22 protein-coding genes are annotated in these 24,473 nt (G+C 71.9%); 18 read left to right on the forward strand and 4 right to left on the reverse strand.

What is annotated here, in order from left to right; translation table 11 throughout:
- Positions 1 to 24 precede the first annotated feature (24 nt).
- The 12 genes from nucS (at position 25) to ACPCUX_RS04760 (ending at position 14,724) form a co-directional block, all read left to right on the forward strand.
- Positions 25 to 720 (forward strand): endonuclease NucS, encoded by a 696-nt coding sequence (nucS, locus tag ACPCUX_RS04705; protein ID WP_114553063.1) that lies wholly within the window; start codon positions 25 to 27, stop codon positions 718 to 720.
- Between the two features lie 187 nt (positions 721 to 907).
- The gene (locus ACPCUX_RS04710; protein ID WP_114553064.1) at positions 908 to 1,597 is read left to right on the forward strand and encodes a TetR family transcriptional regulator; all 690 of its coding nucleotides are present in this window, start codon (positions 908 to 910) and stop codon (positions 1,595 to 1,597) included.
- Positions 1,594 to 2,580: a YndJ family transporter gene (locus ACPCUX_RS04715; protein WP_423388250.1), complete on the forward strand. Its 987-nt coding sequence runs from the start codon at positions 1,594 to 1,596 to the stop codon at positions 2,578 to 2,580. The genes ACPCUX_RS04710 and ACPCUX_RS04715 overlap by 4 nt, the downstream gene beginning before the upstream one ends.
- On the forward strand, positions 2,577 to 3,098 hold the full coding sequence (locus tag ACPCUX_RS04720; protein WP_085387558.1) for a DUF1990 family protein: 522 nt from the start codon (positions 2,577 to 2,579) through the stop codon (positions 3,096 to 3,098). Before ACPCUX_RS04715 ends, ACPCUX_RS04720 begins: the two co-directional genes overlap by 4 nt.
- 48 nt (positions 3,099 to 3,146) lie before the next feature.
- Complete coding sequence (locus ACPCUX_RS04725; RefSeq protein ID WP_085387559.1) at positions 3,147 to 4,427, forward strand: N-acetylglucosamine-6-phosphate deacetylase; 1,281 nt, start codon at positions 3,147 to 3,149, stop codon at positions 4,425 to 4,427.
- A gap of 246 nt (positions 4,428 to 4,673) precedes the next feature.
- A complete protein-coding gene (locus ACPCUX_RS04730) occupies positions 4,674 to 5,726 on the forward strand; it encodes a LacI family DNA-binding transcriptional regulator (RefSeq protein WP_423388251.1) in 1,053 nt (350 codons plus the stop codon).
- Positions 5,727 to 5,797: 71 nt separating this feature from the next.
- Entirely contained in the window at positions 5,798 to 7,099 is a 1,302-nt protein-coding gene (locus ACPCUX_RS04735; RefSeq protein WP_043653192.1) for an ABC transporter substrate-binding protein, read from the forward strand.
- Between the two features lie 101 nt (positions 7,100 to 7,200).
- The gene (locus ACPCUX_RS04740; protein WP_081599874.1) at positions 7,201 to 8,190 is read left to right on the forward strand and encodes a carbohydrate ABC transporter permease; all 990 of its coding nucleotides are present in this window, start codon (positions 7,201 to 7,203) and stop codon (positions 8,188 to 8,190) included.
- Complete coding sequence (locus ACPCUX_RS04745; RefSeq protein WP_083711944.1) at positions 8,190 to 9,113, forward strand: carbohydrate ABC transporter permease; 924 nt, start codon at positions 8,190 to 8,192, stop codon at positions 9,111 to 9,113. Before ACPCUX_RS04740 ends, ACPCUX_RS04745 begins: the two co-directional genes overlap by 1 nt.
- A 57-nt stretch (positions 9,114 to 9,170) precedes the next feature.
- On the forward strand, positions 9,171 to 11,468 hold the full coding sequence (gene yicI, locus ACPCUX_RS04750; RefSeq protein ID WP_423388252.1) for an alpha-xylosidase: 2,298 nt from the start codon (positions 9,171 to 9,173) through the stop codon (positions 11,466 to 11,468).
- A gap of 129 nt (positions 11,469 to 11,597) precedes the next feature.
- The gene (locus ACPCUX_RS04755; protein ID WP_423388253.1) at positions 11,598 to 13,088 is read left to right on the forward strand and encodes a GH1 family beta-glucosidase; all 1,491 of its coding nucleotides are present in this window, start codon (positions 11,598 to 11,600) and stop codon (positions 13,086 to 13,088) included.
- 133 nt (positions 13,089 to 13,221) lie between these two features.
- Positions 13,222 to 14,724 (forward strand): MFS transporter, encoded by a 1,503-nt coding sequence (locus ACPCUX_RS04760; RefSeq protein ID WP_144722689.1) that lies wholly within the window; start codon positions 13,222 to 13,224, stop codon positions 14,722 to 14,724.
- A gap of 6 nt (positions 14,725 to 14,730) precedes the next feature.
- Here ACPCUX_RS04760 and ACPCUX_RS04765 read toward each other — a convergent pair whose 3' ends face one another.
- Together ACPCUX_RS04765 and ACPCUX_RS04770 are read right to left on the reverse strand one after the other, a co-directional pair.
- Complete coding sequence (locus tag ACPCUX_RS04765; protein ID WP_423388254.1) at positions 14,731 to 15,177, reverse strand: hypothetical protein; 447 nt, start codon at positions 15,175 to 15,177, stop codon at positions 14,731 to 14,733.
- A complete protein-coding gene (locus ACPCUX_RS04770) occupies positions 15,174 to 16,658 on the reverse strand; it encodes an APC family permease (RefSeq protein ID WP_423388255.1) in 1,485 nt (494 codons plus the stop codon). The genes ACPCUX_RS04765 and ACPCUX_RS04770 overlap by 4 nt, the downstream gene beginning before the upstream one ends.
- A 666-nt stretch (positions 16,659 to 17,324) precedes the next feature.
- On the opposite strand from ACPCUX_RS04770, the gene nrdH reads away from it, so the two are divergent.
- The 5 genes from nrdH (at position 17,325) to ACPCUX_RS04795 (ending at position 22,309) form a co-directional block, all read left to right on the forward strand.
- Positions 17,325 to 17,570 carry a glutaredoxin-like protein NrdH gene (nrdH, locus tag ACPCUX_RS04775; protein ID WP_114552651.1) on the forward strand — a complete coding sequence of 82 codons (246 nt, stop codon included), beginning with the start codon at positions 17,325 to 17,327 and terminating at the stop codon, positions 17,568 to 17,570.
- Positions 17,571 to 17,651: 81 nt separating this feature from the next.
- Complete coding sequence (gene nrdI / locus ACPCUX_RS04780) at positions 17,652 to 18,083, forward strand: class Ib ribonucleoside-diphosphate reductase assembly flavoprotein NrdI (RefSeq protein ID WP_021480850.1); 432 nt, start codon at positions 17,652 to 17,654, stop codon at positions 18,081 to 18,083.
- Complete coding sequence (gene nrdE / locus ACPCUX_RS04785) at positions 18,053 to 20,239, forward strand: class 1b ribonucleoside-diphosphate reductase subunit alpha (RefSeq protein WP_076406009.1); 2,187 nt, start codon at positions 18,053 to 18,055, stop codon at positions 20,237 to 20,239. The genes nrdI and nrdE overlap by 31 nt, the downstream gene beginning before the upstream one ends.
- 138 nt (positions 20,240 to 20,377) lie before the next feature.
- Entirely contained in the window at positions 20,378 to 21,358 is a 981-nt protein-coding gene (gene nrdF, locus ACPCUX_RS04790; RefSeq protein ID WP_034653523.1) for a class 1b ribonucleoside-diphosphate reductase subunit beta, read from the forward strand.
- An 81-nt stretch (positions 21,359 to 21,439) separates the two neighbouring features.
- Positions 21,440 to 22,309, forward strand: a complete 870-nt coding sequence (locus ACPCUX_RS04795) for a fructosamine kinase family protein (protein ID WP_423388256.1) — start codon at positions 21,440 to 21,442, stop codon at positions 22,307 to 22,309.
- Between the two features lie 18 nt (positions 22,310 to 22,327).
- On the opposite strand, the gene ACPCUX_RS04800 is transcribed toward ACPCUX_RS04795, so the two are convergent.
- Together ACPCUX_RS04800 and ACPCUX_RS04805 are read right to left on the reverse strand one after the other, a co-directional pair.
- Positions 22,328 to 22,885: a phosphoribosyltransferase gene (locus tag ACPCUX_RS04800; RefSeq protein WP_415296587.1), complete on the reverse strand. Its 558-nt coding sequence runs from the start codon at positions 22,883 to 22,885 to the stop codon at positions 22,328 to 22,330.
- Between the two features lie 100 nt (positions 22,886 to 22,985).
- Positions 22,986 to 23,963, reverse strand: a complete 978-nt coding sequence (locus ACPCUX_RS04805) for an FKBP-type peptidyl-prolyl cis-trans isomerase (protein ID WP_034653526.1) — start codon at positions 23,961 to 23,963, stop codon at positions 22,986 to 22,988.
- 196 nt (positions 23,964 to 24,159) lie between these two features.
- On the opposite strand from ACPCUX_RS04805, the gene ACPCUX_RS04810 reads away from it, so the two are divergent.
- Positions 24,160 to 24,465 carry a hypothetical protein gene (locus ACPCUX_RS04810; RefSeq protein WP_378226773.1) on the forward strand — a complete coding sequence of 102 codons (306 nt, stop codon included), beginning with the start codon at positions 24,160 to 24,162 and terminating at the stop codon, positions 24,463 to 24,465.
- The last annotated feature ends 8 nt before the right edge of the window (positions 24,466 to 24,473 follow it).

Below are 24,473 nucleotides of genomic sequence, written 5' to 3' on the forward strand. Positions count from 1 at the left end.
CCACCGACCCGGAGGACCCGCCTCATGCGCCTCGTCGTCGCCCGCTGCTCCGCCCGCTACACGGGCCGCCTGTCCGCCCACCTGCCGCTCGCGACGCGCGTGCTCATCGTCAAGGCCGACGGGAGCGTGCTGCTGCACTCGGACGGCGGGTCGTACAAGCCGCTGAACTGGATGAGCCCGCCGTGCTCGCTCGCGGTGCGCGCGCCCTCCGACGAGGCGCGCGAGCGCGGCGTCACGGAGGTCTGGGCCGTCCAGCACGCGAAGAGCGACGACCGGCTGGAGATCGAGCTGCACGAGGTGCAGCACGACAGCTCGCACGAGCTCGGCGTCGACCCGGGGCTCGTCAAGGACGGCGTCGAGGCGCACCTCCAGGAGATGCTGGCCGCGCAGATCGAGCTGCTCGGCTCGGGCCACACCCTCGTGCGCCGCGAGTACCCGACGGCGATCGGTCCCGTCGACATCCTCGCCAAGGACCCGCTCGGCGCGACGGTCGCGGTCGAGATCAAGCGCCGGGGCGACATCGACGGCGTCGAGCAGCTCACGCGCTACCTCGAGCTGCTCAACCGCGACCCGCTGCTCGCGCCCGTGCGCGGCGTGTTCGCCGCGCAGGAGATCAAGCCGCAGGCGCGCGTGCTCGCGACGGACCGCGGCATCGGCTGCCTCCTGCTCGACTACGACGCGATGCGCGGCGTCGACGACGTCGACTCGCGTCTCTTCTGACGCCCGTCCCACCGCCGAGCAGGCGGTCGTGGTCCGTCCTGACCCCCGGACGAGCCACCATCGCCTGTTCGGCCCGCCGGGACCGCCTGCTCGGCGGCGGCTGGCGGCGGCAACGGGGCCACCGCACCGCACGCGCCAGGACCGTGCCGTGGTAGTTTTTGAACATGTTCAAAAAAGGCCCTGACGCATGAGCGCGACGCCGAAGTCCGAGCGGACCCGCGCGCACCTGCGCGACGTCGCGATCCGGATGCTGCGCGACGTCGGCTACGAGCGCACGACGATGCGCGCCGTCGCGGCGGAGGCGGGCGTGAGCACGGGGAACGCGTACTACCACTTCCCGTCCAAGGACGCGCTCGTCCAGGAGCTCTACCTCGACGTGCAGCGCGAGCACGCCGTGCTCGCCGCCCCGCTCCTCGCGGCGGGCGGGTCGCTCGCCGACCGGCTGCGCGGCGTGTGGGGCGCGGCGATCGACGCGTTCGCCCCCTTCCACGCGTTCGGCGCGGAGTTCGTCTCGGTCGCGATCCGTCCGGGTTCCGACGCGAGCCCGTTCTCGGCCGCGTCGACCGACGCGCGCGACCTCTCGCGGAGCCTCTTCGAGGAGGTCGTGGCGGGGACGTCGTCGCGCGTCCCGGCGCACCTCCGGGCGCGCCTGCCGGAGCTGCTCTGGCTGGCGCAGCTCGGCATCACGCTCTTCTGGGTCTACGACTCCTCGCCGGGGTTCGCGCGCACGCGCCGCCTCGTCGACGGCGGTGCGGCGCTCGTCGGCAGCCTCGTCCGGCTGGCACGACTCCCGGTCGCCCGCGGGGTGGTCGACGACGCCCTGCGCCTCGTCCAGGACGTCTCGGCGCCGGCCCCGACCCGCGGGGTGTCGTCGTGAGCCCGGCGGGCGAGGCGGTCGTCGGGCTGCTCGTGGCGCTCGGCGCGGTGGTCGTGCTCCCGCTCGGCCTGCGGCTCCTCGGGCCGCAGGTCGTCCCGGCGCCGCGCAGCGCCGCGTGGCCGCTCGCCGGTGCCGCCGCCGTCGTGAGCCTCCTGCTGCCGCACAGCCGGCTGGCCGTCGTGCTGACGCTGCCCTTCGTCCTCGCGGCCGCCGTCCTGCTCGGGGCGGGCGTCCGCCTCGCCGTGCGCACGCTGCGCGACGTGGCGCCTCCCGCCCGCCCGGGGCGCGCGCACGCCGTCGTGCCCGGTGACCGTGCGGGCGGCCTGGCGCCGCGCGTCGACCTCGCCGTCCGGGTCGCGACCGTGACCGCGCTCGTGCTGCCCGCGGTCGGGGCGAGCGCGCTCGTCGCCGAGCGCGCGGAGTGGGGTCTGCTCGGGTTCTCGGGCACCTACCTCGCCCTCACGGTGCCGCACATGCTCTACGCGGGCTTCGGGGCGGCGCTCGTCGCCGGCGCGGTCGCGCGGCTCGCCCCGGGCGACCGGCTCGCGACGGCGGGCGCCTGGGGCGTCCCGGCCGGGACGACGCTCGTCCTCGTCGGGTACTTCGTGGGCGACGTCGCCGAGCTCGTCGGGGCGGTCGTCCTCACGCTCGCGCTGTGGGCGACGGCGGCCGCCGTCGTGCGGTCGCTCGCGCGCCCCGGCGGACGGCCGGCCACAGCCCGGGCGCTGCTCGGCACGGCGGCCGTCGTCGTGAGCGCGTCGATGGTGCTCGCGCTGTGGTGGGCGGGGGGCGAGGCCTTCGGGTTCGCGCACCCGAGCCTCGACGTCATGGCCGCGACGCACGGGGTCGGGAACGCGCTCGGCTTCGTGGTCTGCGCGCTGCTCGGCGTCCGGCTGCTCGCCCGCGACGGCACGACCCCGTCCCCGGCAGGGGACCCGGACCCGACGAGCCCCCGCCCGGGGGCCGAGAGGAGCACGGCATGACGTTCACCTACCCCGAGGTCGGGGCGACGCGCACGGACCGCTGGCCCGCGGGGTACCGGCACCTGCACGTGCGGCGCCGCCTCACCGACCGCGCCCGCCCGCCCGAGGACCTCGCCCGGCTGGGCGAGCAGCTCCTCACGTGGCAGGTGCACGCCGCGGCACGCGTGCGGCTCGAGACGGACGCCGCCGAGGCAGCCCCGGGGGTGCGGGTCACGACCCTGCTCGGTGTCGGGCGCCTGCGGCTGTACGAGCCGTGCGAGGTCGTGTGGGTCGAGCGCACCGAGCGACGCGTGGGCTTCGCCTACGGGACGCTCCCGGGCCACGCGTTCGTGGGGGAGGAGCGGTTCGCCGTCGAGCGCGACGACGCCGGTGACCTGTGGTGGCGCATCGACGTCTTCAGCCGCCCCGTGCTGTGGTGGGTGCGGCCGTTCTCGTTCGCCGTGCCGACGTTCCAGCGGCTGTTCGCGCTGCACCTCGGACGGGGTGCGCGACGGCTCCTCGAGGCGGCCGACGGCTGACCCGAGAGGTTTGCACGCCGGGTGTACGAAGTGCGCCAGAATGGCCCCATGACCGACGCCGTCCGCAGCCCTCGTCCCGACCAACAGCCCGGCACCGCGCGCGTCCTCGCGGGTCGCGTCGTCACCCCGGACAGGGTGCTCGACGACGGCGTCGTGGCCGTCCGTGACGGACTCGTCGCGTGGGTCGGCCCGCGCTCGGAGGCGGCGGCCGCCGGGTTCCCCGACGTGCCCGCCGGGGACGGGGTGACCCTGCTCCCGGGCCTGGTGGACGTGCACGACCACGGCGGCGGCGGGTCGAGCTTCCCCGACGCGACGAGCGCGGCCGAGGCGCTCGGCGGGGCGCGCGAGCACCTGCGGCACGGCACCACGAGCCTCGTCGCGTCGCTCGTGACCGCGCCGCGCGACGTCCTGCTCGCCCGCGCGGCGACGCTCGCCGACCTCGCGGAGGCGGGCGAGATCGTCGGCATCCACCTCGAGGGCCCGTTCCTCTCGGAGGTGCGGTGCGGAGCCCAGAACCCGCACGACATGCTCGACGGCGACCCGGAGCTCGTCCGGGCGATCGCTGCCGCGGCGCGCGGGCACCTGCGCACCATGACGGTCGCGCCCGAGGTGCCGGGCGTCGTCGGGCCCGGGGGAGTGATCGAGACGCTCGTCGAGGTCGGCGCCGTGCCCTCGATCGGGCACACGGACGCGACGACCGAGCAGACCGAGGCGGCGATCGCCGCGGGCGTCGCGGCGTTCGCCGCGGCGGGCCGGCCGGGCGCGCGGCTGACCGCGACGCACCTGTTCAACGGGATGCGCCCGCTGCACCACCGCGAGCCGGGGCCTGTGGCCGCGTGCCTCGCGGCGGCCGCGCGCGGCGAGATGGTCGTCGAGCTCGTCGCCGACGGCACCCACCTCGCGCACGGCACGATCCGGAGCGTCGTCGAGCTCGTCGGGCCGCACGTGGGGGCGGACGGCGCGGTGGCCGGGCCGGACGCCGTCGCGCTCGTCACGGACGCGATGGCCGCGGCGGGCATGGCGGACGGCGCGTACGAGCTCGGTCCGATGCGCGTCACGGTCGCGCACGGCGTCGCGCGTCTCACCGACGGCGGGGCCATCGCCGGCGGCACGTACCACCTGCTCGACGTCGTGCGCGAGACGGTCGAGGCGGGGGTGCCGCTCGTCGACGCGGTACGTGCGGCGTCGTGGACGCCGGCCGGGGTGCTCGGTCTCGACGACCGCGGCGGGCTGGTCGCGGGGCTGCGTGCCGACGTCGTCGTGACGGACGGCGACCTGCGCGTGCGCGAGGTGCTGCGCGGCGGGGAGGGCGTCGACCTCTCCGCCTGACCCCGGGCCCGCCGGGGACCGATCGAGCCGCTGGGCGGTCCTGCCGCCCGGCGGCTCGTGCGCGTCCGGACGTCGTCGCAGGTCGGGGCGCCCCGCGGAAACGAGAGAGCGTGCTCTCGTCCGACGGACTTGACTCCGTCCATTTGTTCAATCAATACTCGTAACATCGAAGCGCTTCGACGATGCGTTTCGACGAAGCGCTTCGACGGCCGAGGTGCGGGACCGGACCACAGGGGAGTGGTGAGGATGGCGACGATGCAGGACGTGGCGCGACGCGCGCAGGTCTCGCTGAGCACGGTCTCGTACGCGCTGTCCGGCACGCGTCCGGTCTCCGACGCCACGCGTCGGCGCATCGAGGACGCCATGGCCGAGCTCGGCTACCAGCCCAACGCGATGGCCCGCGGCCTCGCGTCCCGCCGCAGCCACGTGCTCGCCCTCATCTACCCCGCGATGGAGAAGGGCCTCGGCGGCACGGTCGCGGAGTTCGTCTCGTCGGCGGCGGAGACCGCGCGCGAGAACGGTTACCACCTGGTCCTGTGGCCCTTCCGCACGACCCAGGCGCCCGAGGTCCGCGACCTCGTGCGCCAGGGGATGGCGGACGGCGTCCTGCTCATGGAGGTCGCGCTCGACGACGCGCGGGTCGACGTGCTGCACGAGGCCGGCGTCCCGTACACGATGATCGGCCGGACGCGCGACGTGTCCGACCGGCCGTCGGTCGACATCGACTTCGAGCGCACGACGGACGACGCGGTCCAGCACCTCGTCGACCTCGGGCACCGGCACGTGGCGCTCGTCAACCACTCGCAGGCGACGGCGGACGAGGGCTACGCGCCGACGTTCCGTGCCGAGGAGGGCTTCGAGGCGGCGATGCGCCGTCGCGGGCTCGAGCCGGTCGCGCTGCGCGTCGACGAGTCGCCGAGCGCGGGCCGTGACGCCGTCGCGACGCTGCTCGCGCGCGAGCCCCGGCTCACGGCGTTCGTCACCATGAACGAGATCGCGACGTTCGGCGTCGTGGCCGAGCTCCAGCAGCGCGGCGTCGCGATCCCCGGCGACATGTCGATCCTGTCGATCGTCACGTCGCCCGGCGTCGGGGAGATGAGCAACCCGCCGCTCACCACCATGCACGCCCCCGGGGCCGAGCTCGGCCGCCTGGGCGTGCAGAAGCTGCTGTCCCTCGTGGACGGCTCCCGTCCGAGCACACCGAACGTGCTCATCCCGTGCGTCCTCGAGCCCGGCAGCAGCGTCGCCCCCGCGGCCGGCCGGGCACCGGACGACGACCCCGAGCCCGCGGCTCGCTGAAACACCGACCGGCCGGGCGACGCCCGGCCGCCCTCCGGCCCCCGCCGGAACTCGATGAGGAGGACACGCACATGCTGCGATCCCGGAAGATCTCGCTCGTCGCTGCCGTGGCAGCGCTCCCACTCGCCCTCGGGGCGTGCGGGAGCTCGGGCGGCAGCGGCGGGTCCGACGACCAGACCCTGACGATCTGGCACTACGAGAACGAGGACTCGGCCATGGGCCAGGCCTGGGCCAAGGCGATCGAGATCTTCGAGGAGGAGAACCCGGACGTCGACGTCGTCGTCGAGAAGCAGACGTTCGAACAGATCCAGAAGAACGCCAAGATCGTCCTCACCGGCGACGACGTGCCGGACGTCATGGAGTACAACAAGGGCAACGCGACCGCCGGCCAGCTCGCCGCGCAGGGCCTGCTGACCCCGCTCACCGACGCGGCGACCGAGCGCGGATGGGACGAGAAGCTCAGCGGCTCGCTCCAGACGACCGCGACCTACGACGACCAGGGCCTCATGGGCTCGGGCGAGTGGTACGGCGTCCCGAACTACGGCGAGTTCGTGCAGGTCTACTACAACAAGGACATGTTCGCCCAGTACGGGCTCGAGGTGCCGACGACGCTCGAGGAGCTCGAGACCGTCATGCAGGCCTTCAAGGCCCAGGGCGTCACGCCGCTCGCCGAGGCCGGCGCCGAGTACCCGATGGGCCAGCTCTGGTACGAGCTCGTGCTCGCGAACTCGGACCGCGACTTCATCGACCAGTACCAGCTCTTCGACGGCGACCCCGACTTCCACGGTCCCGAGATGACGCAGGCGACCGAGAAGCTCGACTCCTGGATCAAGGACGGCTACGTGGCGTCCGACTCCGCGGCGCTCACCGCCGAGGACATGGGTGTCTCGTTCATCAACGGCACCTACCCGATGATGGTCTCCGGCTCGTGGTGGTTCGGCCGCATCGTCGAGGAGATGGACGCCGACTGGGGCCAGTTCAACTTCCCCGGCAACACGCTCCAGGTCGGCTCGTCCGGCAATCTGTGGGTCGTCCCCGCGAACGCGGACTCGCCCGACCTCGCCGAGGAGTTCATCGACGTCACGCTGCGCCCCGAGGTGCAGAACATCCTCGCGGAGAAGGGCGGCCTGCCTGTCGCCGGTGACGCGTCCGTCATCACGGACGAGCGCACGCAGCAGCTCACCGAGAACTTCCAGGCGATCCTCGACGACGACGGCCTCGCGTTCTACCCCGACTGGCCCGTGCCCGGCTACTACGACGTGATCGTCAGCGAGCTCCAGTCGCTCATCAACCAGTCGAAGTCGCCGACCGAGGTGCTCGACGGCCTCGAGTCCGCCTACGTGGACGGCAAGGCGGACCTGCTCGACAGCTGAGCGGAACCGCCCGTCCCGGGCGGCCGGCCGGCACCTGCGTCGGCCGGCCGCCCGGGCACCACCCGAGCACCACCCGAGGACCTCCCGCGAAAGAGACCGTCATGACCACCCGCACCGACACCGTGCCCGAGGCCGGGCCCGGACCCGCGCGCGAGGCGTCGCGCGCGACCGCGGCACGCCGCCGTCGTCGCCGGCCCGCCTGGCTCCCGTACCTGCCCTACCTCCTGCCCGGCGCGGTGGCGTTCGTCGTCGTGATCGGCTACCCGTTCGCGATGAACGTCTACTACAGCCTGTTCAAGTGGCGCGGCGGCATGGCGCCGATGCGCTGGTACGGGCTGGGGAACTACGCCGACCTGATGCACGACTCGGCGTTCTGGACCTCGTTCCAGAACTCCATCGCGATGATCCTCGCGATGGTCGTCGTGCCGACCCTCGTCGGCCTCGTGCTCGCCGCCGTGCTGTTCGACTACCTCGGCCGCCGGTTCGGGCCCCGTGTCGCGGCGTTCCTGCGCGCGACGTACTACCTGCCCCAGATCCTCCCGGTCGCCGTGGCCGGCGTGCTGTGGAACTGGATCCTCAACGCCCAGACCGGCGCGCTCAACGTCATGCTGCGCGGGATCGGGGTCGAGAACCCGCCGAACTGGCTGGGCGACACCTCGACCGCGCTGCCGAGCGTCATGCTCGTGCTCATCTGGGTGCAGATCGGCTACCCGGTGGTCATCTTCATGTCCGCGCTCCAGCGCGTGGACCCCGAGCTCTACGAGGCCGCCGAGCTCGACGGCGCCGGCTGGTGGCGGCGCTTCGGGGCCATCACGATCCCGCAGATCCGTCCCGAGACGTTCGTCGTCACGCTCACCTGCACCGTCGCGGCGCTCAAGGTCTTCGGGCCCATCTACGTGCTCACGCGCGGCGGCCCCGAGAGCTCCACGCTCGTCCCGAGCTACTACTCGTACCTGAACTTCTTCGACAAGTCGAAGGTCGGCTACGGCGCCGCGGTGGCGACCGTGCTCACCCTCGTCATCATCGTCGTCGCCGTCGTGATCCTCGCGCTGCAGAGCCGCGCCGAGCGTCGTGAGCAGGAGGGCCGCTGATGTCCACCGTCACCACCACCCCCGCGGACGCCGTGGCGCCGGGCGCCGGCGCGTCCCGCCCCCGCCGCGCCCTGCGCGCCACCCGGCAGGACGAGCGCTACCGCCGCGGGATCGGCCGCTGGTTCGTGCTCGCCGCGGCGGTGCTCGTCGCGCTCCTCATGCTGTCGCCGTTCGTCATCATGGTGCTCAACGCGTTCAAGTCCCCGGCCGAGTACTCCCAGGACGGGCCGCTGAGCCTCCCGAGCGAGCTCTACCTCGACGGCGTGCAGAACTTCTGGACGCGCACGAACTTCCCGCAGAAGCTCTGGAACTCCGTCTTCATCTCGGCGCTCGTCGCGGTGTTCGGCACGCTCCTGTCGCTCCTCAGCGCGTACGCGATCGGCGTCGGCCGCATCAAGGGCCGGCTGTGGATCGTCACGCTGTTCCTCGTGGCGAACATGCTGCCGCAGGAGGCGCTCATCTACCCGCTGTTCGACATGGCGCAGAAGGTCGGCCTGTCGAACTCGCAGTGGTCGATCATCATCATCTTCACGGTCATCCAGGCGGCGTTCGGCACCTACCTGCTCTCGTCCGTGCTCGGGACGTTCCCGCCCGCGCTCCTCGAGGCGGCGCAGCTCGACGGCGCCGGCCGCTGGCGCATCCTGTGGCAGGTCGTGTACCCGATCGTCCGGCCGACGCTCGGCGTCCTCATGATCTTCTTCTTCATCTGGACGTGGAACGAGTTCTTCATCCCGCTGGTCATGCTGACGACCAACGACACCCAGACGATCCCCATCGCGCTCGCGTCGCTCCAGGGCGACCGCATGATGGACGCCCCGACGACCAACGCGGGCGCGCTCGTCTCGCTGATCCCCGCGCTGATCTTCTTCCTCATCTTCCAGCGCACCCTCACCCGCGGCGTGACGGCCGGCGCCGTCAAGTGAGGCCTCCGGCCTGACGCCCCGAGACACCGATACGCACCGACGAAGGAAGCACCACCCATGAAGTTCACCGACGGGTACTGGCAGGTCCGACCCGGCATGCACCCGCTCTACGCGGTCGAGGTCGACGACGTCCGCGCGGACGAGGCGGCCGGCACGCTCACCGTGTACGCGCCGACGGCGAAGATCCGCGGCCGGGGCGACACGCTCAACCGCCCGATGCTCACGACGACGTACTCCTCGCCCGCACCCGGTGTGATCCGCGTGCGCGTCGAGCACCACCAGGGCGCGGTGCGCCGGGGCCCGGCGTTCCAGGTGACCGGCGAGCCCGGGTTCCGGCCCGAGGTCGAGGTGCACGACGACGTCGCCGTCCTGCGGTCCAAGGACCTCGCCGTGCGCGTGCACCGGGGCGACCGCTGGCGCGTGGACTTCGAGGCGGACGGCGAGGTGCTGACCTCCTCGCTGCCGAAGTCGGTCGGGCACGTCACGTCGGACGACGGCGGCGCGTGGACGCACGAGCAGCTCGCGCTCGAGCCGGGCGAGCTCGTCTACGGCCTGGGGGAGCGGTTCGGCCCGTTCGTCAAGAACGGCCAGGTCGTGGACATCTGGAACGAGGACGGCGGGACGTCGAGCGAGCAGGCGTACAAGTCCGTGCCGCTCTACCTCACGACCAAGGGCTACGGGGTGTTCGTCGAGCACCCGGAGAAGGTCTCGTTCGAGGTCGCCTCCGAGGTGAACACGCGCGTCCAGTTCTCCGTCGAGGGGCAGTCGCTGGAGTACCTGGTCATCCAGGGCCCGACGCCCAAGGACGTGCTGCGCCGGTACACGGCGCTGACGGGCCGCCCCGCGCGCGTGCCGGCGTGGTCGTTCGGCCTGTGGCTCACGACGTCGTTCACGACGAGCTACGACGAGCAGACGGTGAACGGGTTCATCGACGGGATGGCCGAGCGCGACCTGCCGCTGTCGGTGTTCCACTTCGACTGCTTCTGGATGCGCGAGTACCAGTGGGTCGACTTCGAGTGGGACCCGCGCACGTTCCCCGACCCCGAGGGCATGCTCCGGCGCCTGCACGACCGCGGGCTCAAGGTGTGCGTGTGGATCAACCCGTACGTCGCGCAGCGCTCGCCCCTCTTCGCGGAGGCCGCGGAGCAGGGCTTCCTCGTGCAGCGCGAGGACGGGTCCGTGTGGCAGTGGGATTTGTGGCAGGCGGGCATGGGGCTGGTGGACTTCACCAACCCCGACGCGACCGCGTGGTACGTGGGCAAGCTCGAGGGCCTGCTCGACCAGGGCGTCGACTGCTTCAAGACCGACTTCGGCGAGCGGATCCCCGTCGACGGCATCGCGTGGCACGACGGCTCCGACCCGCGCAAGATGCACAACTACTACGCCCAGCTCTACAACGAGGCGGTCTTCCGGCTGCTCGAGCGCAAGCGCGGCGAGGGCGAGGCGGTCCTGTTCGCGCGGTCCGCGACCGCGGGCGGCCAGCAGTTCCCCGTGCACTGGGGCGGCGACTGCGACTCGACGTACGCGTCGATGGCCGAGTCGCTGCGCGGCGGCCTGTCGATGTCGATGTCGGGCTTCGGCTACTGGAGCCACGACATGGGCGGCTTCGAGGGCACGCCGGACCCGGGCGTGTTCAAGCGCTGGACGGCGTTCGGGCTGCTGTCGTCGCACTCGCGCCTGCACGGGTCGGGCTCGGTCCGGGTCCCGTGGGCGTTCGACGACGAGGCCGTCGACGTGACGCGCAAGTTCACGCACCTCAAGCTCTCGCTCATGCCGTACCTCGGGCGGGTGGCCGAGGAGGCGCACACCGACGGCGTGCCGATGATGCGGCCGCTCGTGCTCGAGCTCCCGCACGACCGCGCCGGGTACACCGCGGACACGCAGTACCTGCTGGGCGACGCGCTCCTCGTCGCGCCCGTGTTCCGCGCGGACGGCCGCGTGGAGTACTACGTGCCGGAGGGCACGTGGACGCGTCTCGTCCAGCCCGACGACGGCCCCGCCCTGAGCGAGACCGTGACCGGCCCGCGCTGGGTCACCGAGACCCACGGGTTCGACTCGCTCCCGGTGCTCGTGCGCCCGGGCACCGTCCTGCCGGTCGGCGCCCGCACCGACCGGCCGGACTACGACTGGGCCGACGGCGTCACGCTGCACGCGTTCGAGCTGCCCGACGGGTACGACGAGCTCGTGGTCGTCCCGCCGTCGGACAGCGCGGCCGGGGCCACGTTCCGCGTGCGCCGGTCGGGCGCGACCCTCACCGTCTCGTCCGACGACGCCCCCGCGGCCTGGTCCGTGCGGGCCGGCGCGGCGACGGCCGAGGCGCACGGCGCGACGAGCGTGACTCTCGACCTCGGCTGAGGACGTATCCTGGGCGGACGCACCATGGAAGCGCTCCCATGGTGCGTCCGCCCGGCGTCGTCGCGCCGGCCACCGACCCGACCACCGTCGCGGACCACGTCGTCCGACGACCGACCAGCGAGGACCCTCGTGACCACCGACACCACCGCCCCCGTCGCCGTCGACGCGCAGGCCGCGCCCGCGTCGTCGGGCCGCCGCACGTTCCCGACCGACTTCCTCTGGGGCTCCGCGACCGCCGCCTACCAGATCGAGGGCGCCGCCGCCGAGGGCGGCCGCACGCCGTCCATCTGGGACACGTACTCCCACACCCTGGGCCGCACGCTCAACGGCGACACGGGCGACGTCGCGGACGACCACTACCACCGGTGGCAGGAGGACGTGCAGCACATCGCCGACCTCGGCCTCGGCGCGTACCGGTTCTCCATCTCGTGGTCGCGCGTGCAGCCGGGCGGCACCGGCCCGCTCAACCCCGAGGGCGTCGCGTTCTACTCGCGCCTCGTCGACGCGCTCCTCGAGAAGGGCGTCAAGCCCGTCGTCACGCTCTACCACTGGGACCTCCCGCAGGAGCTCGAGGACGCCGGGGGCTGGGCGAACCGCGACACCGCGTACGCGTTCGCCGAGTACGCCCGCCACATGGCGCGCGAGCTCGGCGACCGGATCGACACCTGGACGACCCTCAACGAGCCGTGGTGCTCCGCCTACCTCGGCTACGGCTCCGGCGTGCACGCGCCCGGCCGCACCGAGCCCGCCGCGGCGCTCGCGGCCGTGCACCACCTCAACCTCGCGCACGGCCTCGCCGTCCAGGCGATCCGCGACGAGCTCGGCGAGGACGCGAAGACGTCCGTCACGCTCAACCTGCACGTCATCCGGCCCGACGACCCGTCGTCGGCCGCGGACCTCGACGCGGTGCGCAAGATCGACGCGCTCGCCAACCGCGCGTTCCTCGCGCCCATGCTCGACGGCGAGTACCCCGCCGACCTGCTCGCCGACACCGCGCACGTGAGCGACTGGTCGTTCGTGCGGGAGGGCGACCTCGAGACGGTGCGACAGCCGCTGTCGATCCTCGGCGTCAACTACTACTCGACCGTGCGCGTGCGCCACTTCTCCGGCGAGGGCGAGCGGTCCGAGAACGACGGCCACGGCGCGTCGAGCCACAGCCCGTGGATCGGCGTCGACGACGTGGAGTTCGTCCAGCAGCCCGGCCCGTACACCGCGATGGGCTGGAACATCGAGCCCGCCGGCATGACCGAGCTGCTCGTGTCCGTGGCGACGACGTACCCGCACCAGCCGATGATGGTCACCGAGAACGGCGCCGCATTCGCCGACGAGGTCACGGTCGACGCCGACGGGACCCCCCGCGTGCACGACGATCGCCGCGTCGCCTACCTGCACGACCACGTCGACGCGGTGGGCGCCGCGATCGACGCGGGCGCCGACGTGCGCGGGTACTTCGCGTGGTCCCTGCTCGACAACTTCGAGTGGGGCTACGGGTACGAGCGCCGCTTCGGGATCATCCGCGTCGACTACGACACGCTCGAGCGCACGTGGAAGGACTCCGCGCACTGGTACCGCCGGCTCGCGACGTCGAACGAGCTCCCCACGGTCGACGAGACCGCCTGACGCACCGCTCCACCCGCGAGGGCCCGTCCGGTCGCACCGGGCGGGCCCTCGCCGCGCGCGGGTCGGCGGTCCCGCCGCGCCTCGCCCGGACGGGGTGAGGCGCACCCCGGCGGCCTTGCCTAGCGTCGCAGCCATGAGCGATGTCGAGGTCAGGGCCAGGACCGGTGGTGTCCTCGCCGCCGCGTGCCTGTCGACGCTGGTGGTCAACGCGAACACGTCCGCGGTGAGCATCCTGCTCCCCGCGATCAGCGAGGACACCGGCACGAGCGTCACGACGCTCCAGTGGGCCGTGACCGGGTACTCCCTGGTCGGGGCCGCGGTGATCGTCACGTCCGGGGCCCTCGGGGACGTCTTCGGGCGCAAGCGGGTCTTCCAGCTCGGGCTCCTGCTGTTCGTCGCGTCCTGCGTGCTCATCGCGCTCGCGCCGTCGGGCGGCATGGTCATCGCCGGACGGTTCGTCCAGGGCGCCGCCGGGGCGACCATCGTGGCGTGCGGCCTGAGCCTGCTCTCCGTGGCCAACAGCGGCGACGCCCAGCTCCGGGCGGTCTCGCTGTGGGGTGCGGCGTCCGCCGTCGGGGCCGCGGCCGGGCCGCTGCTCGGCGGGCTGCTCGTCAACCTCACGGGGTGGCAGGGGCTGTTCTGGGTCGACGCCGTCGTCGCCGCCGCGTGCGTCGTCCTCACGTACGTCGTGGTGGCGGAGTCGCGCGACCCCGGCCGCTCGCGCTCGATCGACTACGCGGGCACCGTCCTGGTCGCGCTCACCCTCGCGCCCCTCATCCTCGCGCTGAGCAAGGGCAGCGACTGGGGGTGGGGATCGCTCGCGACCCTCGGCAGCCTCGCGGTCGCCGTCGTGGCGGGCTGCCTGTTCGTCGCGGTCGAGCGCCGCGTCGCGGTCCCGCTCCTCGACCTCGCGCTCCTGCGCAACCGCGTGCTCGTCGGCGCGACCGTGGCCATCCTCATCGGCTCCGGCACGATCAACGGGCTCATGTACCTGCTGAGCATCTACTTCCAGGACCCCGCGACTCTGGGCCTCAGCCCGCTCGAGGCGGGGCTCGCGACACTCCCGGCCACCGCGGGGCTCGTCGTCGTGGCCCCGCTCGTCCCACGGTTCGCCGCGCGGATCGGCGGCCGGCAGGTCATCGGCCTCGGGTTCCTGCTCACGGCGGTCGGGTTCGGCGTCGTCGGCGTCGTCCAGGCCGAATGGCGGTACGGCGCCTTCGTGCTCCCGCTGATCGCCATCGCCGTCGGCATGGGCCTGTCCAACGGCCCCGCGTCCTCGGCGTCCACGGCGTGCGTCTCCGCGAACGAGGTCGGCGCGGCGTCGGGCGTGTCGAACATGGCGCGCTACGTGGGTGCCGCCGTCGCGACGGCGGTCGTGGCCTCGATCTACGCCGCCGTCGTCGCCGACCGCACCGCCGCGGGGGCCTCGACCGCGGAGTCCCTCGCCGCGGGCCTCGGCACCGCGTCGTGGGTCATGGCGGCGACCAGCGCGCTCGGGGTCGTCATGGCGGTCGTCATGGGCCGGCGGTACCGCGCCGAGCGCGGCACGGTGCACGACGCCGCGTCGGCGGCCGCCGCGGTGACGCACACCCTGCCCACGTCGGCCACGCCCATGGGCGCGCGGTCGGCGGACTGAGCGCGGTCAGCCCCGGACCGTGTCGTCGAGGTGCAGGCCGTCCACGAGGTCCTGGAAGCCCGCGAGCTCGTCCGGGCAGTAGATCTCGATGACGAGGAGCTGCCCCCGGACGACGCGGTTGTCGGCGACGACCGGCCGGATGCCCGGCCCGGCGGCCCCGTTGACGAGCTGGCCCAGGAGCGTCGCACGGCTCAGCGCGCCGCCCGGGTCCTCGCACGTGGCCCCGCCGTCGTCGCCCAGGACGCGCACGACCTGCTCCGCGTCCGGCGTCGGCACGCCCGCGGCCGCGAACGCCACGAGGAGCTGGTCGGCCTTCTGCTCGGCCTCCGTCGTCGTCTCCTGCGAGCCGCGGGCGACCAGCGTGACGACGACGAGCGCGACGACGACCACGGCCGCGACGACGTAGATGGTCCGGCGCTCGCGGCGCGGCTGACGTTCCGTGACCTCGCTCATGGTGCGCTCGCCTCCGACTCCTGCGTCGTCGTGTCCGGGAGCCTCCACGACGGCTTGCGTGACCGGTAGAAGAGGTACGGCACCAGGAGGCCCAGGCCGAGGGCCCCGCCGGCGACGATGACGAGGTAGGAGCCGGGGCTCCCCGACCCGAACTGCGACGGCGGGACGAAGCCCACCAGCAGGGCGGCGAGCGACGCGACGAAGCCGACGCCGCACAGCACGCCGAGCATCGGGGCGCGGTACCCGCGTGCGTGGTCGGGCTGCTGACGCCGCAGGCGCACGGCGGCGACGAACATGAGCAGGTACATGATCAGGTACACCTGCGTCGTGATGACCGAGAAGATCCAGTACGCGCTCGACACGCTCGGGATGAGCGCGTAGCCGAGGGCGATGAGCGTCGTGACGACGCCCTGCGTGACGAGGATGTTCTGCTGGACGCCGTTCTTGTTGAGCCGCTGGAGGAACGGCGGGAGGTAGCCCTCCTGGCGCGAGATGAGCAGGAGGCCCTTGGACGGGCCCGCGAGCCACGTGAGCATGCCGGCGACGGACGCCGTGACGAGCATGATCCCGATGATCGGGGTGAGCCACTGGGAGCCGAAGTAGGCGAACACGGCGTCGAAGGCCTGCATGATGCCCGCGGTGAGGGAGAGCTGCTCGGCCGGGACGACCCAGCTGATCGCGAGCGCGGGGAGGATGAAGATCAGCAGCACCATCCCCATCGCGAGGAAGATCGAGCGCGGGAACTCGCGCGCGGGGTTGCGCAGCGACCCCACGTGCACCGCGTTCATCTCCATGCCGGAGTACGACAGGAAGTTGTTGACGATCAGCACGAGGCTCGACAGCCCGGCCCACGCGGGGAGCAGGTGCTCGGCGTCCATCGGGGCGGCGGACGGGTTGCCCTGCCCGAGGAACACGACGCCGAGCGTCACGAGGATCACGCCCGGGACGAGCGTGCCGATGACGAGACCGCCGCTCGCGAGCCCGGCCACGCCCTTGGTGCCGCGGGACGACACCCAGACGCCGGACCAGTAGACGACGACGATGACGATCGCCGTCCACACGCCGCTGCTCGCGAGGCTCGGGTTGATGACGTACGCGAGCGTGCTCGCGACGAAGCCGAGCAGGCTGGGGTAGTAGAAGATCGTCATCGCGAACTGGCACCACACCGCGAGGAAGCCCATCGGCTTCGAGATCCCCTCGGACACCCACTTGTAGACGCCGCCGCTCCACCCGGAGGCGAGCTCCGCCGAGACCAGCGACGTGGGCAGGAGGAACACCACGGCGGGCAGGAGATAGAGGAAGACGCACGCCAGGCCGTACACGGCCATGGTCGGCGCGGCGCGCAGGCTCGCGACGGAGCTCGTCGTCATCATCGCGAGCGCGATCCACGAGATGTAGCTGCTCGCCGGGACCGCGGCGCGCGCCCTGGCCCTCGTCGTCGGCACCGCCGGCCCCTCGGCGGCGGCCTCCGCCGCGCTCATGCCGCCCGCTCCGCGTCGTCGCGGCGCACTGCTGCGTGCTCAGGGTGCATCTCGACCGCCTCCTCGGCGCCGTCGTGGACCTCCGACGTGCCGATCGTCCTCCGTGCGCGTTCCTGCAGGGATCACCTGCTCCGGGTGACTTGCGGCGTGGCTGTCGGGCATGGCGTACGACACGCCGACGGCGCGACACGCCGACGAGTTCGACGGATCGGCCGTCCGGATTGGGAGGATTTGTCGACGTGCCGGCCAGCGGGGAGTCGCCCCGCAGGAGCCCGCGCGGCGGGGTGCCGGCGCTCCGCACAGGGTGTGGACCGACGTCGTCCCCACCCTGTGGACGGCGTCTCGCCGTCCGCGGGAAGACGCCGTTCCGGGCCGGTCGGATCGGTGGACGACGGGCTGTGGACGAGCGCTCCGCGGGAGTGTCGGAGGGGCCTGAGACCATGGATCCATGGCGCCTAGCACACCCGCGGGGGTGAAGTTCCACCACGACATCTAGTGCAGTGGCACGGTCTCGACCACTAGGTATAGTGGTTGCACACCCAGGGGGCCGGAGGCCTCCTGGCGAATCACACAGACGTAGTTCCACCGGTGTCCTTCGAGGTCAGGGATGTTTCTCCCTCCCCGAGGACCGTCCCGGACGAGAGCGCGAGACGAGGAGCCACCCCCATGAGCGTCACGGTCTACAGCAAGCCGGCCTGCGTCCAGTGCGACGCGACGTACCGCGCTCTCGACAAGAAGGGCATCGAGTACTCCGTCGTGGACATCACCCAGGACGCCGAGGCGCTCGAGCTCGTGCGCGGGCTCGGCTACCTGCAGGCTCCCGTGGTCATCGCCGGGGACGAGCACTGGTCCGGGTTCCGCCCCGACCAGATCACCGCCCTCGCGCAGAAGGTCTCGCCGGTCGTCGCCTGACCGGCCTCCCCGTGGCGCCGCGAGGCGCCCGGAAACCCGTACGGAAGCAGGCGGAGCAGGGCAGGACGGAGGTGCGTCCCCGTGGGGTCGCTCGTGTACTTCTCCAGCGTCAGCGAGAACACGCACCGGTTCGTCCAGCGGCTCGACCTGCCGGCCCTCGGCATGGACGTCCAGCGCATCCCGCTGCGTCCGACCGAGGGCTTCCTGCGCGTCGAGGAACCGTACGTGCTCATGGTCCCGACCTACGGGGGCGGCAACGAGGGCGGTGCCGTCCCGCGCCAGGTCGTGAAGTTCCTCAACGACGTGCACAACCGGTCGTTGATCCGCGGCGTCATCGCCGCCGGCAACACCAACTTCGGCGAGGCCTACTGCATCGCCGGCGACATCATCTCCGCGAAGTGCCAGGTGCCCTACCTGTACGCCTTCGAACTCCTGGGAACAGCCGAGGACGCCGCGCGCGTCCGCGACGGATTGGGACGATTTTGGCAACGACAGTCACGGATTCCGGCGTGAGCGTGGCAGGTGGTGGCACGGTCACCGAGGTGCCGCTCGCGAGCACCCAGCTCGACTTCCACGCGCTCAACGCGATGCTCAACCTCTACGGCCCGAACGGCGAGATCCAGTTCGACAAGGACCGTGAGGCCGCGCGGCAGTACTTCCTGCAGCACGTCAACCAGAACACCGTCTTCTTCCACGACCTCGCGGAGAAGCTGGACTACCTCGTCGAGAACAAGTACTACGACCCGGCCGTCCTCGCGAAGTACGACCGCGAGTTCGTGAAGTCGCTGTTCGAGTTCGCCTACGCGAAGAAGTTCCGCTTCGAGACGTTCCTCGGCGCCTTCAAGTACTACACGTCGTACACGCTCAAGACGTTCGACGGGAAGCGCTACCTCGAGCGCTTCGAGGACCGCGTCTGCATGGTCGCGCTCGGCCTCGCCGACGGCAACGAGCAGGCCGCGCTGGACATCGTCGAGGAGGTCATCTCGGGCCGCTTCCAGCCCGCGACCCCCACGTTCCTCAACGTCGGCAAGGCGCAGCGCGGCGAGCCCGTGTCCTGCTTCCTGCTGCGCATCGAGGACAACATGGAGTCCATCGCGCGCGGCATCAACTCCGCGCTGCAGCTCTCCAAGCGTGGCGGCGGCGTCGCCCTGCTCCTGTCGAACATCCGCGAGCACGGCGCGCCCATCAAGCACATCGAGAACCAGTCGTCCGGCGTCATCCCCGTGATGAAGCTGCTCGAGGACTCGTTCTCCTACGCGAACCAGCTCGGCGCGCGCCAGGGCGCCGGTGCCGTGTACCTGCACGCGCACCACCCCGACATCATGCGGTTCCTCGACACCAAGCGCGAGAACGCGGACGAGAAGATCCGCATCAAGACGCTGTCGCTCGGCGTCGTGATCCCGGACATCACGTTCGAGCTCGCGAAGAAGAACGAGGACATGTACCTCTTCTCGCCGTACGACGTCGAGCGCGTCTACGGCAAGCCGTTCGCCGACATCTCGATCACCGAGAAGTACGACGAGATGGTCGACGACTCGCGCATCCGCAAGACGAAGATCAAGGCGCGCGACTTCTTCCAGACGATCGCCGAGCTCCAGTTCGAGTCCGGCTACCCGTACATCATGTTCGAGGACACGGTGAACAAGGCGAACCCGATCAAGGGCCGCATCACCCACTCGAACCTGTGCTCGGAGATCCTCCAGGTCTCGACGCCGTCGACGTTCAACGAGGACCTCTCGTACGACCACGTCGGCCGCGACATCTCCTGCAACCTCGGCTCGCTGAACATCGCCAAGACGATGGACTCGCCCGACTTCGCGAAGACGATCGACACCGCGATCCGCGCGCTCACCGCGGTCTCCGACCAGACGAGCATCGAGTCGGTGCCGTCGGTCAAGCGGGCCAACGAGTCCGGCCATGCGATCGGTCTCGGCCAGATGAACCTCCACGGCTACCTCGCGCGCGAGCGGATCCACTACGGGTCCGAGGAGGGCATCGACTTCACGAACATCTACTTCTACACGGTCGCCTACCACGCGATCGCGGCGTCGAACCGCCTCGCGATCGAGCGCGGGCGTGCGTTCGGCGGCTTCGAGGACTCGAAGTACGCGACGGGGGAGTACTTCGACAAGTACACCGACCGCGTGTGGGAGCCCGCGACCGAGCGCGTGCGCCGGCTCTTCGCCGACGCCGGCGTGCACATCCCGACCCAGGACGACTGGGCCGCCCTCAAGGCCTCGGTCATGGAGCACGGGATCTACAACCAGAACCTCCAGGCCGTCCCGCCGACGGGCTCGATCTCCTACATCAACAACTCGACGTCCTCGATCCACCCGGTGCCGTCGAAGATCGAGATCCGCAAGGAGGGCAAGATCGGGCGCGTCTACTACCCGGCGCCCTACCTGACGAACGACAACCTCGAGTACTACGAGGACGCGTACGAGATCGGCTACGAGAAGATCATCGACACGTACGCCGCCGCGACGCAGCACGTCGACCAAGGTCTGAGCCTCACGCTGTTCTTCAAGGACACGGTCACGACGCGCGACGTCAACCGCGCGCAGATCTACGCGTGGCGCAAGGGCATCAAGACGCTCTACTACATCCGCCTCCGCCAGATGGCCCTGGAGGGCACGGAGGTCGAGGGTTGCGTCAGCTGCATGCTGTAGTCGCCTGAGGCAGCCACCGGTTGCCTCGATGCCCGGTGCTGTCGGCCACCCTCTCGGAGAGGCGTGGCCGACGGCGCGGGGTCCGGTCCCACGAAGTCGTCCCGGTCGGTCCGGGGTCAGCAGGAGAGAAGAAGGCAGATGTCGCCCACGGGGAAGCTCAAGCTCATCGATCGCGTGAGCGCGATCAACTGGAACCGTCTCGAGGACGAGAAGGACCTCGAGGTGTGGGACCGCCTCGTCGGGAACTTCTGGCTGCCCGAGAAGGTGCCGGTGTCGAACGACATCCAGTCGTGGAACACGCTCACCGCGCAGGAGCAGGAGCTCACGATGCGCGTGTTCACCGGCCTGACGCTGCTGGACACGATCCAGGGCACGGTCGGCGCGGTGTCGCTCATCCCCGACGCGATCACGCCGCACGAGGAAGCGGTGTACACCAACATCGCGTTCATGGAGTCGGTGCACGCCAAGAGCTACTCGTCGATCTTCTCGACGCTGTGCTCCACGCGTGAGATCGACGACGCGTTCCGCTGGTCGGAGGAGAACCCGAACCTCCAGCGCAAGGCCGAGATCGTCATGGACTACTACAAGGGCGACTCGCCGCTCAAGCGCAAGGTCGCGAGCACGCTGCTCGAGTCGTTCCTCTTCTACTCCGGCTTCTACCTGCCGATGTACTGGTCGTCGCGCGCCAAGCTGACGAACACGGCCGACCTCATCCGCCTCATCATCCGCGACGAGGCCGTGCACGGGTACTACATCGGCTACAAGTTCCAGAAGGGTCTCGAGAAGCTCTCCCCGGAGGAGCGCGACGAGCTCAAGGCGTACACGTTCGAGCTGCTCTTCGAGCTGTACGAGAACGAGGTGCAGTACACGGAGGACCTCTACGACGGCGTCGGGCTGACCGAGGACGTCAAGAAGTTCCTGCGGTACAACGCCAACAAGGCGCTCATGAACCTCGGTTACGAGGCGCTCTTCCCCAAGGACGAGACGGACGTCAACCCGGCGATCCTCTCGGCGCTGTCGCCGAACGCCGACGAGAACCACGACTTCTTCTCCGGGTCCGGCTCGTCGTACGTCATCGGCAAGGCCGTGAACACCGAGGACGACGACTGGGACTTCTGACCCTCGTCTGCCTTCGCGCCGAGGGCCCGGGTCCGCGCTAAGCCGCGGGTCCGGGCCCTCGGCGTCTGGCATAGTCCCGCCATGGGCATGCTCAGGGAGCGGCTGCGCGCCGCAGGGCTCGACGACGTGACCTCGGTCGAGCCGGTGAGCGGTGGGCTCGCCGCGACGGCCGGACTGGCGCGGCGGGCCGACGGCGCGCCGCTGTTCGTCAAGGCGTTCGACACGGACGCACCGGGCGACGACGTCTTCACGGTCGAGGCCGAGGGTCTGGCTGCGCTCCGCGCCGCCGGGCTGGAGACCGCGGACGTCGTCCACGCGGGCCGGGACCTGCTCGTGCTGTCCGCGCTCGCCCCGCGGCCCTCGACGCCGGCCTTCTGGGAAGACCTCGCCCGTTCGCTGGCGCACGTGCACACCACGACCCGCAGCGAGCGCTTCGGCTGGCACCGGGACGGCTGGCTCGGCCGCCGTCGGCAGGTGAACACCTGGACGGAGGACGGGTTCGACTTCTTCGCGCAGCACCGCCTGCTGCGCTGGCTCGACGAGCCGCGGGTCGACGCCGCCCTCGACGCCGCGGACCGCGCCGCGCTCGAGCGTCTGTGCGCGCGGCTCCCGGAGGTGCTGCCGGGAGGGCCCGCCTGCCTGACGCACGGCGACCTGTGGGCGTCGAACGTCATGGCGACCGCCGACGGACGCCCGGCCTTGATCGACCCGGCCGTCTCCTACACGTGGCCCGAGGTCGACCTGGCCCACGTGTGGACGACCGCGCCCCCGCCCGAGGCCGATGCCTTCTTCGGGCTCTACGCGGAGCTCACCGGCCTCGACGACGACTGGCGGGAGCGCCTGCCCGTCGTCCAGCTCCGGCAGCACCTAGCCGTCGTCGCGCAGTTCGACCCCGACTGGGGTGCGGCGGACGCCGTCCGCGCGACGCTCGCGCCCTTCCGGACCTGCTGACCGACGACGGCCGTCCGGTCAGTCGTTCGGCCGGGACTGCGCACCCTCGACGGGAGGGTCGGCCGACCACGGGAACGTGATCCAGAGGTCGGTGTCCTTCCACGAGTAGTCCGGCTGGATGATCGTGCGCGGCTTCGTGTAGAGCACCGCGGAGCGGGCCTCGGCCCCATGGGTGCTGAGCATGTCCATGACCAGGGCGAGCGTCCGGCCCGAGTCGGCGACGTCGTCGACCACGAGCACGTGCGCGCCCGGCAGGTCGGACGTGTCCATGAGGGGCGGCAGCACCCGCGGGTCGGTGAGGGTCTGGCCGATGTCGGTGTAGAACTCGACGTTGAGCGTGCCCACGCCCTTGGTCCCGAGTGCGTACGCGACCGCGCCGCCGGGCAGGAGTCCGCCGCGGGCGACCGCGACGACGACCTCCGGGCGGAACCCGCTCGCGACGACCTGCTCGGCGAGCTCGCGCGCGGCGACGCCGAAGGTCTCCCACGTGAGCACCTCGCGCTCGGGCGGGGCTGTCGAGGGGGTCGCGGCGTCGTCGGGCACGGGTGGGACCGAGGTCGTGGAGGCGTCCGTCATGCGTCGAGCCTACGACCCGCCCACGCCCCGCCCGACACGCCCGGACGCACGGAGGGCCGCACCCCGAGCGGGGTGCGGCCCTCCGTGAGGCGGCGGCAGGTCAGTAGGCCGCGAGGATGTCCACGACGAAGACGAGCGTCTCGCCCGCGAGCTCGTTCGTGTTCGTGTCGCTCTTCTCGCCGTAGCCGAGCGACGGCGGGATGACGAGGAGCACCTGGCTCCCGACGGTCTGGCCGGAGAGGCCCTGGGTCCAGCCGGCGACGACGCCGCTCAGCGGGAAGGTGGAGGGCTCACCACGGTCCCACGACGAGTCGAACTGCTCGCCGTCGAGCTTCCAGCCCGTGTAGTGCGCGATGACCGTCTGGTCCTCGGTGACCTCGGGGCCGCTGCCCTTGATGAGCGGCTGCACGACGAGCTCGGTCGGCGCGGTGTAGCCCTCGGGGATCTCGACGGACGGCTTGCCCGTGTCGTCGAGCGTGACGACGGGCAGCCCCTCGGCCGGGGTCACGGCCTCGCCCTCGGCGCGGTCCGGCACGTCGGCGGGGTCCGGCGCGACCGGGGCGTCCCGGACCTCGGTGACCTCGGCGACGGTGAGGACGGCGCTTCCGTCCTGCCCCGGTGCGGCGAACAGGAAGCGCGTGCCGACCTTCTTGCCGACCAGCGCCTCGAGCAGCTGCGGGTACACCTGGTCGTCGAGGACGATCTGCTGCGCCGAGTCGTCCTCCCACGTGGAGCCGAGCTTGGACGCGTCCGTGCCGGAGTACGCGGCCTGGTGCAGCGTCACCTCCTGGCCCTTCGCGATCTCGTCGCCGTCGCCGTCCCCGAGCGAGAGCGCGACCGGGCCCGAGACCTCGAGCGGGGCCTCGAACTCGACGGTCGGCTCGCTGCCGGGGTCGCCCGTGACCGTCACGGCCTCGAGCGCCGCGACGTCCTCGGGCGACGACGTCGCGCCGTCGGAGGCGGACGGGCTCGCCGACGTCTCGTCGTCGGAACCGCCGCCCTCCGACGAACAGCCGGAGAGGACGAGGGCGGCGCCCAGGGTGAGCGCGGCGACGCCGCGCAGGGTGCGGTGCTTCACGAGGAGGGTCCTTCGGTCGGGGGGACGGCGGGGCCGTCGGGTCTGGGCCGCACCCGCACGACGGCGGTCGTCGGCGCCCGGGGACGGGCCACCTCGCGGTCGGACGCCGGGTGCAGCACCGGCCCGGACACTCTAGCGGTCGCGGCTGGACGCCCGCTGGGAGGTCCCCGGCGGTGCCGCGGGGGAGAATGGGCCCATGCCGTCCCGTCGACCGTCCCGCAAGCGACCCTGGGGCGCGGAGCCCGCGCCCCTCGACCTGGACCGCGCCCTCGGCGGTGCGCGCCGGGAGTCGGGAGCCGACGGCGAGTGGCAGGTCCGCACGGTGCGCGGCGGCTCGAAGACCTACCTCTGCCCGGGCTGCCAGCAGGAGATCCCGCCCGGCACCGGGCACGTCGTGGCGTGGCAGGACGACTCCTTCTTCGGGGCCGAGACCGCGCTCGACCACCGTCGCCACTGGCACAGGTCGTGCTGGGAGGCGCGGGGCCGCCGTCGGCCGCGGTAGACGCACTA

Origin of the sequence: Cellulosimicrobium sp. AB352 (assembly GCF_049538415.1) — a bacterium.
Classification (GTDB): domain Bacteria; phylum Actinomycetota; class Actinomycetes; order Actinomycetales; family Cellulomonadaceae; genus Cellulosimicrobium; species Cellulosimicrobium funkei.

Excerpts from the sequence above, each read along its gene's own strand:
- nucS (WP_114553063.1), top strand. The coding sequence starts at position 25 with ATGCGCCTCGTCGTCGCCCGCTGCTCCGCCCGCTACACGGGCCGCCTG.
- ACPCUX_RS04710 (WP_114553064.1), top strand. The coding sequence starts at position 908 with ATGAGCGCGACGCCGAAGTCCGAGCGGACCCGCGCGCACCTGCGCGAC.
- ACPCUX_RS04720 (WP_085387558.1), top strand. The coding sequence starts at position 2,577 with ATGACGTTCACCTACCCCGAGGTCGGGGCGACGCGCACGGACCGCTGG.
- ACPCUX_RS04725 (WP_085387559.1), top strand. The coding sequence starts at position 3,147 with ATGACCGACGCCGTCCGCAGCCCTCGTCCCGACCAACAGCCCGGCACC.
- ACPCUX_RS04730 (WP_423388251.1), top strand. The coding sequence starts at position 4,674 with ATGGCGACGATGCAGGACGTGGCGCGACGCGCGCAGGTCTCGCTGAGC.
- ACPCUX_RS04735 (WP_043653192.1), top strand. The coding sequence starts at position 5,798 with ATGCTGCGATCCCGGAAGATCTCGCTCGTCGCTGCCGTGGCAGCGCTC.
- ACPCUX_RS04740 (WP_081599874.1), top strand. The coding sequence starts at position 7,201 with ATGACCACCCGCACCGACACCGTGCCCGAGGCCGGGCCCGGACCCGCG.
- ACPCUX_RS04745 (WP_083711944.1), top strand. The coding sequence starts at position 8,190 with ATGTCCACCGTCACCACCACCCCCGCGGACGCCGTGGCGCCGGGCGCC.
- yicI (WP_423388252.1), top strand. The coding sequence starts at position 9,171 with ATGAAGTTCACCGACGGGTACTGGCAGGTCCGACCCGGCATGCACCCG.
- ACPCUX_RS04760 (WP_144722689.1), top strand. The coding sequence starts at position 13,222 with ATGAGCGATGTCGAGGTCAGGGCCAGGACCGGTGGTGTCCTCGCCGCC.
- ACPCUX_RS04765 (WP_423388254.1), bottom strand. The coding sequence starts at position 15,177 with ATGAGCGAGGTCACGGAACGTCAGCCGCGCCGCGAGCGCCGGACCATC.
- ACPCUX_RS04770 (WP_423388255.1), bottom strand. The coding sequence starts at position 16,658 with ATGAGCGCGGCGGAGGCCGCCGCCGAGGGGCCGGCGGTGCCGACGACG.
- nrdH (WP_114552651.1), top strand. The coding sequence starts at position 17,325 with ATGAGCGTCACGGTCTACAGCAAGCCGGCCTGCGTCCAGTGCGACGCG.
- nrdF (WP_034653523.1), top strand. The coding sequence starts at position 20,378 with ATGTCGCCCACGGGGAAGCTCAAGCTCATCGATCGCGTGAGCGCGATC.
- ACPCUX_RS04795 (WP_423388256.1), top strand. The coding sequence starts at position 21,440 with ATGGGCATGCTCAGGGAGCGGCTGCGCGCCGCAGGGCTCGACGACGTG.
- ACPCUX_RS04800 (WP_415296587.1), bottom strand. The coding sequence starts at position 22,885 with ATGACGGACGCCTCCACGACCTCGGTCCCACCCGTGCCCGACGACGCC.
- ACPCUX_RS04810 (WP_378226773.1), top strand. The coding sequence starts at position 24,160 with ATGCCGTCCCGTCGACCGTCCCGCAAGCGACCCTGGGGCGCGGAGCCC.